At 46.3% G+C, this 8,491-nt stretch carries 7 protein-coding genes; 2 read left to right on the forward strand and 5 right to left on the reverse strand.

Going from position 1 to position 8,491, the window contains the following annotated elements; all coding sequences use genetic code 11:
• Nucleotides 1–21 precede the first annotated feature (21 nt).
• Nucleotides 22–1,134 carry an FAD-dependent oxidoreductase gene (locus RBT11_16250; GenBank protein MDX9788332.1) on the forward strand — a complete coding sequence of 371 codons (1,113 nt, stop codon included), beginning with the start codon at nucleotides 22–24 and terminating at the stop codon, nucleotides 1,132–1,134.
• Between the two features lie 85 nt (nucleotides 1,135–1,219).
• Here RBT11_16250 and RBT11_16255 read toward each other — a convergent pair whose 3' ends face one another.
• The 3 genes from RBT11_16255 to RBT11_16265 form a co-directional block, all read right to left on the reverse strand.
• Nucleotides 1,220–1,540, reverse strand: a complete 321-nt coding sequence (locus RBT11_16255; protein ID MDX9788333.1) for an antibiotic biosynthesis monooxygenase — start codon at nucleotides 1,538–1,540, stop codon at nucleotides 1,220–1,222.
• 340 nt (nucleotides 1,541–1,880) lie between these two features.
• On the reverse strand, nucleotides 1,881–3,272 hold the full coding sequence (locus tag RBT11_16260; protein ID MDX9788334.1) for a glycosyltransferase: 1,392 nt from the start codon (nucleotides 3,270–3,272) through the stop codon (nucleotides 1,881–1,883).
• Nucleotides 3,273–3,893: 621 nt separating this feature from the next.
• Nucleotides 3,894–4,403, reverse strand: a complete 510-nt coding sequence (locus tag RBT11_16265; protein MDX9788335.1) for a peptidylprolyl isomerase — start codon at nucleotides 4,401–4,403, stop codon at nucleotides 3,894–3,896.
• Nucleotides 4,404–4,678: 275 nt separating this feature from the next.
• On the opposite strand from RBT11_16265, the gene RBT11_16270 reads away from it, so the two are divergent.
• On the forward strand, nucleotides 4,679–5,167 hold the full coding sequence (locus RBT11_16270; GenBank protein MDX9788336.1) for a YchJ family protein: 489 nt from the start codon (nucleotides 4,679–4,681) through the stop codon (nucleotides 5,165–5,167).
• Nucleotides 5,168–5,270: 103 nt separating this feature from the next.
• Here RBT11_16270 and RBT11_16275 read toward each other — a convergent pair whose 3' ends face one another.
• Complete coding sequence (locus RBT11_16275; GenBank protein MDX9788337.1) at nucleotides 5,271–6,662, reverse strand: sigma-54 dependent transcriptional regulator; 1,392 nt, start codon at nucleotides 6,660–6,662, stop codon at nucleotides 5,271–5,273.
• A gap of 5 nt (nucleotides 6,663–6,667) precedes the next feature.
• Nucleotides 6,668–8,227: an ATP-binding protein gene (locus RBT11_16280; GenBank protein MDX9788338.1), complete on the reverse strand. Its 1,560-nt coding sequence runs from the start codon at nucleotides 8,225–8,227 to the stop codon at nucleotides 6,668–6,670.
• Nucleotides 8,228–8,491: the final 264 nt, after the last annotated feature.

The raw sequence follows: 8,491 nt of genomic DNA on the forward strand, positions 1-8,491 counted from the left end.
CTACCGGGATTGAGAGTTGACATGACAAAGCACCTGGTACTTGCGGGTGGCGGGCATGCCCATATGGCTACCCTTGCAAACATAGACCGGTTTATTGAAAAGGGCCACAAGGTAAGCCTCATCGGGACTTCAGGCTATCATTATTACTCCGGCATGGGGCCCGGTATGTTGGGAAACACCTATAGCCCCGAAGAAATTAGGTTTGAAACCCGACAAATGGTTGAAAAAAAAGGCGGGCGTTTCTTACAGGGCAACATCGTCACCATCGATGCAGATGCCGGCACAGTACATCTTGCATCCGGTGAGACAGTGCCATACGATGTTCTCTCATGCAATTTGGGCAGCCATGTACCGCTTCACTTTATCCGGGGCGATTCAACCGACATTTATCCTGTCAAGCCGATAGAAAGCCTTTTAGCGGCCAAAAACCGGATTCTCGAAAAAAGCGCTATAAAACAAATCTCCATCGGTATCATTGGCGGAGGGCCGTCAGCGGTTGAAATAGCCGGCAACATTCACCGATTGACAAATACATCGGGGATGCGGCACGCCGACATCAAAATCCTCTGCAGCGGCCCAATCCTGCCCCGGTCTCCTGATAAGGTCAGAAAAAAAGTGTCCGCATCATTTCAAAAACGCGGGATTGACATTTTGATGGGGGAACGAGTGAAAGAAGTCCGTACCGGGCTTGTCACTGAGGTCTCCGGGAAAACTCGCGCTTTTGATATTATTTTGCTTGCCGTCGGAGTGAACCCCAGCCCGGTTTTTAAAGCATCGGGAATACCCATTGGTCCTGACGGCGGCATGCAGGTCAATCGCTTTCTGCAAAGTATTCAATATGACAATATTTTCGGCGGCGGCGATTGCATCTGGTTTCAAGAGGCGCCGCTGGATAAGGTGGGCGTTTATGCAGTTCGGCAGAATCCGGTTCTTTTTCACAATCTCACCGCAGCCCTTGATGGCTCGGAATTTCTACCATTTATTCCGCAGCGGGGCTATCTACTGATATTCAACCTGGGCGATGGCACCGGCATATTCTATAAGCGGCCCATTTGTTTTAACGGTCGCATCGCGTTTATCATCAAAGATTACATCGATCGCCATTTCATGCGGAAATTTAAGAGAGCCATGTAAGGGCACAACACAGGGTCTTCCCCGCCGTAAGGGCAAGCACATCGGTCCGCCCAAGCAAGCAAAATGCGCTAAATTTTAAACGCTTTTATTTTTTTTGCGGCCGGATCGGTTCAGGTGTCAATGGAGACGGTCCCCAGATCTGAACATCCAAATCCTTTACGAATGCTCTGAATTCCTCTGTCAATTCTTGCACCCCGGCCGCCTGGTCAAAGGCAGCCCAATCAGCCAAACTCTCCCAGACAGAAGTTCTTCGTACATGGGGAGAGCCAATCATGTTTCGGTGCGCTCGAAACTCAATAAATCCTTTTGCAGAAAGCATCAGAGCGGTCGCTCTTTTGGCAAGATTAGCGTATGCCTTCAAATCGATATTCGGAATAAAATTGTATGTAAATGTAACTTCAATCATGCGTCCCTCCTTTTAGGTATGAACGGCACCCTATTTTGTTACACCTGACACCGGCATCAACTGATACCTATCGATTTTATCAGCATATCAAAAAATGAAGTACGATAAAACCAAATTATGGTAGAGTTATATATTATTTATAACCATAACAAGAAGATATGAGTATACGGCACTCTCCGCCGGCGGAAAAACCGTTTCCGGATACCCTTAAACCCGAAGCGAACGGCTGGCAACCCGGCAGGGGCACGGACATGCCGCGCCCCTGCTTTCGGCCGAAATGATCAAAGCGGGAATGTCGAAATATTTTTTTGCTAATTTCGACAAGTATAATTGTTAAACACTAACGGGTGCTGGCCGGGGGAAAAAGGGTCGTCAAGCCAGGTGCTTTCCCGGCTTCAGGCAAACCGCGGGTTAACCAACCCGAACGTGCGGCTGTAAAAAGCCCCCATATTGAAATCCATGAAAGACCGAAAAACCAGAAAAACGAATACGGAACAGCCCACTTCCAACCGAACCAACCGCCATAGCGCAACTGATGAACAACGGCTGGCAAGACGGAAGCAACCGCACACCCAATCAATGAAGCCGTCAACGTGACCATCGGGAATAAGACCAACTGGACCACTAACGCCAGCTTAAATGCTTCGCCGATCGTCATACGCAATAGCTGTGTTGCCGTAAACAAACGAATCCACCCGCTGCCACCATGTTCTGTTCGAAACCGCTTCAAGAGAAAAGAGAGTATCACTAAATTTTCTCGCACGTTACTGCGCGCCCAACGCAGCAACATTCGCCGCAATCCCCCGAAAGAAACCGGCATTTTCGTCAAAACCACGGCATCTCGCTGATAAACCACCCTGAATCCACAACCCAAAACCAGATTGGTCAGCGCCCGGTCTTCACCGATGGTCGCATGTCCTCCCATAAAGGTTTGATTGGCCCAGTCCGTGAGATGAGGGGTTAAGACCCGCGCCCGATATGCTGAAAGCGCCCCTGGCGTGCAAAATACACCCCCATAGACACTCTGCCCACGGCGCAAAAAATCAAAAGCTGAGGTAAAGGAAACTTCCATCATTTTGGGAATCACGCCCTCATCTATATTCAACACGCGAACGTTTCCAGCCACCGCGCCAACACGTTTATCGCAAGCCATCGGGCTGACCAAATGGCGCAATGTATCTGGAAACACTTCTGAATCCGAATCAATGGTCACATACACTTGCCCTTCAGCCAACTTGAACCCGGCCAGCAACGCCTGTCGCTTGCCCCGGTTGACCGGTTGCCGAATCAGTTGAACCCGGCGGTCAAACTCTTTTTTGGCTTGCAGCATCCACCGCCAGGTATCATCCTGGGAGCCGTCATCCACGCATATCACCTGCATCTTTTTGTGGGGATAACTGCTCGCCATTACCGAACGAACGGTATAGAGAACCTGGGAGCCTTCATTATAAGCCGGAATGACCACGGTAATGGACGGCAATACATCGTCGGCCATTGGCGCATAGGGCCTATACAGCAAGGCAAACCAAATTCGAAACGCCAGCACTGCAAGCCCCATGAAGGCCAAACTCATCGCCAGAGGGTTCATAAATGCGAAACGCCGTGGAAAAGATTCGTCGAATACTTCGGTCAAAACATCTACCTGCCAAAGGGTTACGGCCACGGCCGAAACCGATACGACACCCAACACCCAAGGATAGTAAGAATCCGCCTTAAAACGGTAGGCAGCCATTTTTTTACCTCTAACTTTCTGTTATTTTATATAATATTATACTTTTAACACCTTAAAAAGCGACCCATATATCTACCTCTTTTATCTGCTTGTCAAGAGAAATCGTGGAAGTAATTTTGGGTCAAATTCACCTAATGGGAAAGCAAATAAAATTCAATTGCGAATTCAACACGATACAGAATTGACGCGGGATTACAACGAAAAAAGATACCAAACACCCCGGTGACTGAAATAACGCTGCGTTTTTCGAGCCTTTCGTAGCCTAACCAGTTATTTAATCAATATTTTTTTATTCTTGTTCGCGTTTCGCAAGAAAAGAGATCGGGCGATCCAAAGGGAATCAGGCGCATTTTTAGTGACACATGGGCCATTGATCGCAAAGGGGATGAATCAGGAGACCGCATTGAATGAACTTATCCACCCATCCAACTTACAAAGCGACCACCGGCAGGCGCTAACATCCCATGACTGAACGGCAAGGCGAGTCCGCCCCTTGAACTGGCCAACGGGCGGACTTTCATACCGGCTATCGGCACCGCACCATCACCTTTTACGGAGACAATCCAAATCAATGGCGATCGTGTTGAAAAGCTGTCGCATTACGCTCAAATCAATGCCGCGTCAAGCCGCAGTCGAATCTACCGCCTCGGCTTTGTTAATAATAACCGGTGTTACCGGCACATCATCGTGCATACCGCTTTTGCCGGTGGGCACAGCTTTAATTTTATTAACCACGCCATGGCCCTTAATCACCTTTCCAAAAACAGTATAGCCCCATCCTTGGGGGTTTTTACCGGTATGATTCAGAAAATCATTTTTTTTGACATTAATGAAAAATTGTGCCGTGGCACTGTGGGGATCCATCGTTCGTGCCATGGCTACGGCATACGCATCATTGATTAGGCCGTTGTCCGCCTCGTTTTCAATCGGCGCACCGACGGATTTTTCTTTCATATCTGCGGTCATTCCGCCCCCTTGAATCATAAATCCATTGATAACACGATGAAAAATAGTGCCATCATAATGGCCGGCATTCACATAGTCCAAAAAATTAGCTACTGTCTTGGGTGCTTTTTCCGCATTAAGTTCAATAACAATCTCTCCCATGCTGGTATCAAGCTTTACATTCATGTTAAATATCCTTTCCGTGTCGGTTTCGATGCAACTGCATAACTTGCATTAGCCATGATTTAAAAAAATTATTCTTATACCAAGCAGGCGGTTTGAGTCAATGGATGCTCGTCCGCAAAAACAATCTGCGTTCTTTTTATTGTTCAACTTTCGGAATGCCGTTTCAAGTCTGATTCTTCCCTTGACTTAGCCCATAAGTAAGGTAAAAGGGGCATTCGAAAACATTACCAAATAATACCGCTTTAAATACGGGATATAACCAGGAGGTTGTCACCATGGAAACATGCCCATGCGGCAGCAACTTAGCTTACGCCGATTGCTGCGCGCCCTTAATCCAAGGGCACCAACCCGCCCAAAGCGCTGAAGCGCTGATGCGATCGCGCTACAGCGCCTATGTTAAAACGGCCATTGATTATATTCACGACACGCTTCACCCTTCACGGCGCCAAAAACTTAATCGGGAAGAGGCCCTTGAATGGTCGAAAAAATCCGATTGGCAGGGCTTGGAAATTCTTAAAACCGTAGCGGGCGGACCAGATGATGAAACCGGTACGGTTGAATTTATTGCCAGATATGCCGAAAAAGGAAAAAATATGATTCATCATGAAATAGCCGAGTTCTCTAAACTTGATGGTCGATGGTATTTTGTAGACGGAAGCATGCCTAAACCAGCTCAGTCTATTCGCCAGGGACCGAAAATCGGTCGAAATGATCCCTGCATTTGCGGCTCCGGGAAAAAGTATAAGAAATGCTGCGGCACCTAATCGATTCAGCATCGGTTATTTGAAGGGCAAAACAAACCATATTCTTTCTAAGTGCAGGCAACGAATAGATGGGTAAAGTTGAAATATGTCCGGTTCAATCGCGTTAGAGGGGAATGCCGTATGTTTTCATTTTGCTCAGCAAAGACGGATGGCTGATCTCAAGTAACGCAGCAGCATGTGTGCGATTTCCACCGGTATGTTGGAGCGCCTTCGTTATTAATTGTTTTTCTATCATTTTTTGCGCAGTCTTTACGGAGTAGCCCCCAAAAAAACAATCCGTGCTCACTTCATCCCGCTTCCGGCGCAACTCAGGGGGGAAATGGTCCGGCAAAAGGGTAATCTGATCCGTTAACACCATCGCTCTTTCGATTTGATTTTCCAATTGCCTTACATTCCCCGGCCAATCATAGCTCAACAAAATAGCCATGGCCGGCGGCGTTATTCCTTTTATATCCGTTCCCAGCTTTCTATTGAAACGTTGAATAAAATTTTGAACCAGAAGGGGAATATCTTCCGTCCTATCCCTTAACGGCGGCACATGAATCGGAAGCACATTCAACCGGTAAAAAAGATCCTCTCGAAACGTACCGTTCTCGATGGCTTCGGCAAGATTTGTAGCCGTCGCAGCAATAACCCGAACATCAATTTTTTTCCCCCGAGTACCGCCCACCGGCAGAATCTCACGTTCTTGAAGCGCACGCAACAGCTTGACTTGCAAGGATTGCGGCATGTCTCCGATTTCATCAAGTAAAAGCGTACCGCCGTCAGCAGCTTCGATAAGGCCGATTTTATCTTTGTCGGCACCCGTAAAAGCTCCCTTTTTATAGCCGAATAATTCGCTTTCCAGCAGGTTTTCCGGAATCCCGCCACAGTTTACCGGAATAAAGGCCTTTTTCGCCCTGTCGCTGTTAAAATGAATGCCCTTTGCGACCAATTCTTTGCCCGTACCGCTTTCTCCGGTAATCAATACGGTTGTATTGTATTTGGACGCTTTCTCGGCAATCTTAAATACGGACAACATGCTTTTGCTCTTGGCCATCAGGTTGCCGAAGTTATAACTTGCTGATATTTTTTCAATTCGATCTTTTAGAACTATGTTTTCCCGCTTTAAATTCTCCCGCTCCTCGGCTTTTTTAAGCGCCAGCAACACTTCATCCGTCTTAAACGGCTTTGAGATAAAATCGTAAGCGCCCATTTTCATAGCTTCCAATGCCGTATCAATGGTTCCATAAGCGCTCATCACGATAACGGTGCTCTCCTTAAGTTTTTCTGAGCCCGCCTTCAAAAATTCAATGCCACTCATTCGCGGCATTTTAAGGTCACATAAAATAAATTCGTGAAGATTTTGACCGATTTTCTCCAACGCCTCAACACCATCGCTGGCAGTTTCAATCCGGTATCCCGAATTGCGCAACAAAGTAGCAAGCATATGCCGCATATTTTCTTCATCATCCACAATAAGAAGGCGTTTTCCCGCTGATGAATTCTGACCCATTCCGATTACCCCTGCTCTATCATTTGCCCTTCACCCCTGCAATCACTATCGACAGGTAACAACACACTCATCGTCGTGCCCTTGCCAATCCGGCTGTCAACTAAAATTTTCCCGCGGAAGCCTTCAATAATCATCATCGATACCCAAAGCCCAAGCCCGCTCCCTTTACCGGGACCTTTTGTCGTGTAAAACGGATCAAATATATTTTCCAGGTTTTCCTTGCTTATCCCTTCGCCATTATCCGAAAAAGATATCTTTAAAACGGTTTTCAGCGCTTGCTGATTGATGGATTCAATCGTATTTTCACTAAAAATAGTCAGTTTTCCGCTCCGGTCCGTACACATGGTTTCAATCGCATCAGCTGAGTTTAAAATAAGGTTTAACAATGCCTGGTGAAGTTGGTTGGGATCGACGGCCACCCTATCAGCCTCCGCAGCCAGATGAACCTGCAACGCAATTCGCGAAAAAAGCGGCTGAACTCGCATCATTTCTACAATCTCATGGATCACCTCATGCACAGATACGACAACTATATCCCTTTTGTTCGGTCTTGAAAAATCGAGTAGCTGCCGAATAATTTGGTCGATCCTACGAATTTCGACCTCGGTTCTACGAATAATGTCAACGGTTTCTTTTTGTGAAAACGTTCCCATCTTTAACAACTCGAGATATCCGAACACAATACCGATGGGGTTACCGATTTCATGTGCGATACCAGCTGACAATCTGCCGACAGTGGCAAGCTTTTCCGTTCGAATAATTTCCTGTTGGGCTTTTTTCAAGTCCGTCAAAGCCTCTTGTAACGATTTCACCGTGTCTTTGAGCGCATTATTGTCCAGGGCATTAAGATCTACAATACGATTTACAGCTCTGTATAACATTTCCCATTCGCCGCCACCACTATCGTAAGGAATAACCGTTCCGTCACCAATTCGATAATCACTAGCCCGTTTCACCAGTTTTTGAATCGGTTTGTACAAAAACCGATCAAATCGAAAAAAACCGATAACTGAAAAAAATACCGTATTAATTAATAGGTACATAAATGCGAGTCGCTGAAGCTTTTTCATACTATGTTTACTTCGAGAAAGTGAAAAAGCCGCTGCAACGCCTCCAATGACTATATCTTCATGCATAATCGGAAGAGCCTCAACAATTGTCTCCGGCAACTTCCAGGGTGCAAGCAATTCCGGGCTTTGAAATGAATCTTGCAAGAACCCTTCATGAATTACGCGTGATCCGCTTTCCAAAAGGCGCTCCAACAGTTTCGGATCATTTCCGTAAGTATAAATTTTTTCCAGTTTTTTGTTTAAGATACAAATAGCGCGAAGGTTATCAACTACCAGTAATTTAACCAATTCTTCATCGTTTTCTAAAATTAAAGATGGGGGTGGTCCCGTATCCCTATGAGTCAGAAGCACCGCCATCGCACGAGTCACTGTTTTTGCCTCGGCAATCTCGGATTCAGTAAGAAATCGATGGGAAATGAAGGTCATTACCAAACTCAATAGCAGCATGGCCAAAAAAAGAATACCGGCAAGCGTTGAAAAAATCTTAAATTTCATATCGAATCAGTTGGGCCGAGATTTAATGCTATCGGGTTGTTGGATACTTCATGCGCTGATTTTAATTTGTTTTCATATATCTTTAAAAAGTTACGGGTCAAGAAAAGATTACGCATGTCAATATTTGAGTGATATGAATGAATTGCCCCGCTGTGACAAGAAGAACCCAAAAAAAAAGCCCGCAGATTACTCTACGGGCTTTTATAGGAGTTTTTTCGGCGGCGTCCTACTCTCCCACCAAGCTGCCCTGGCAGTACCATCGGC

This window comes from Desulfobacterales bacterium (assembly GCA_034003325.1).
Taxonomy (GTDB): domain Bacteria; phylum Desulfobacterota; class Desulfobacteria; order Desulfobacterales; family JAFDDL01; genus JAVEYW01.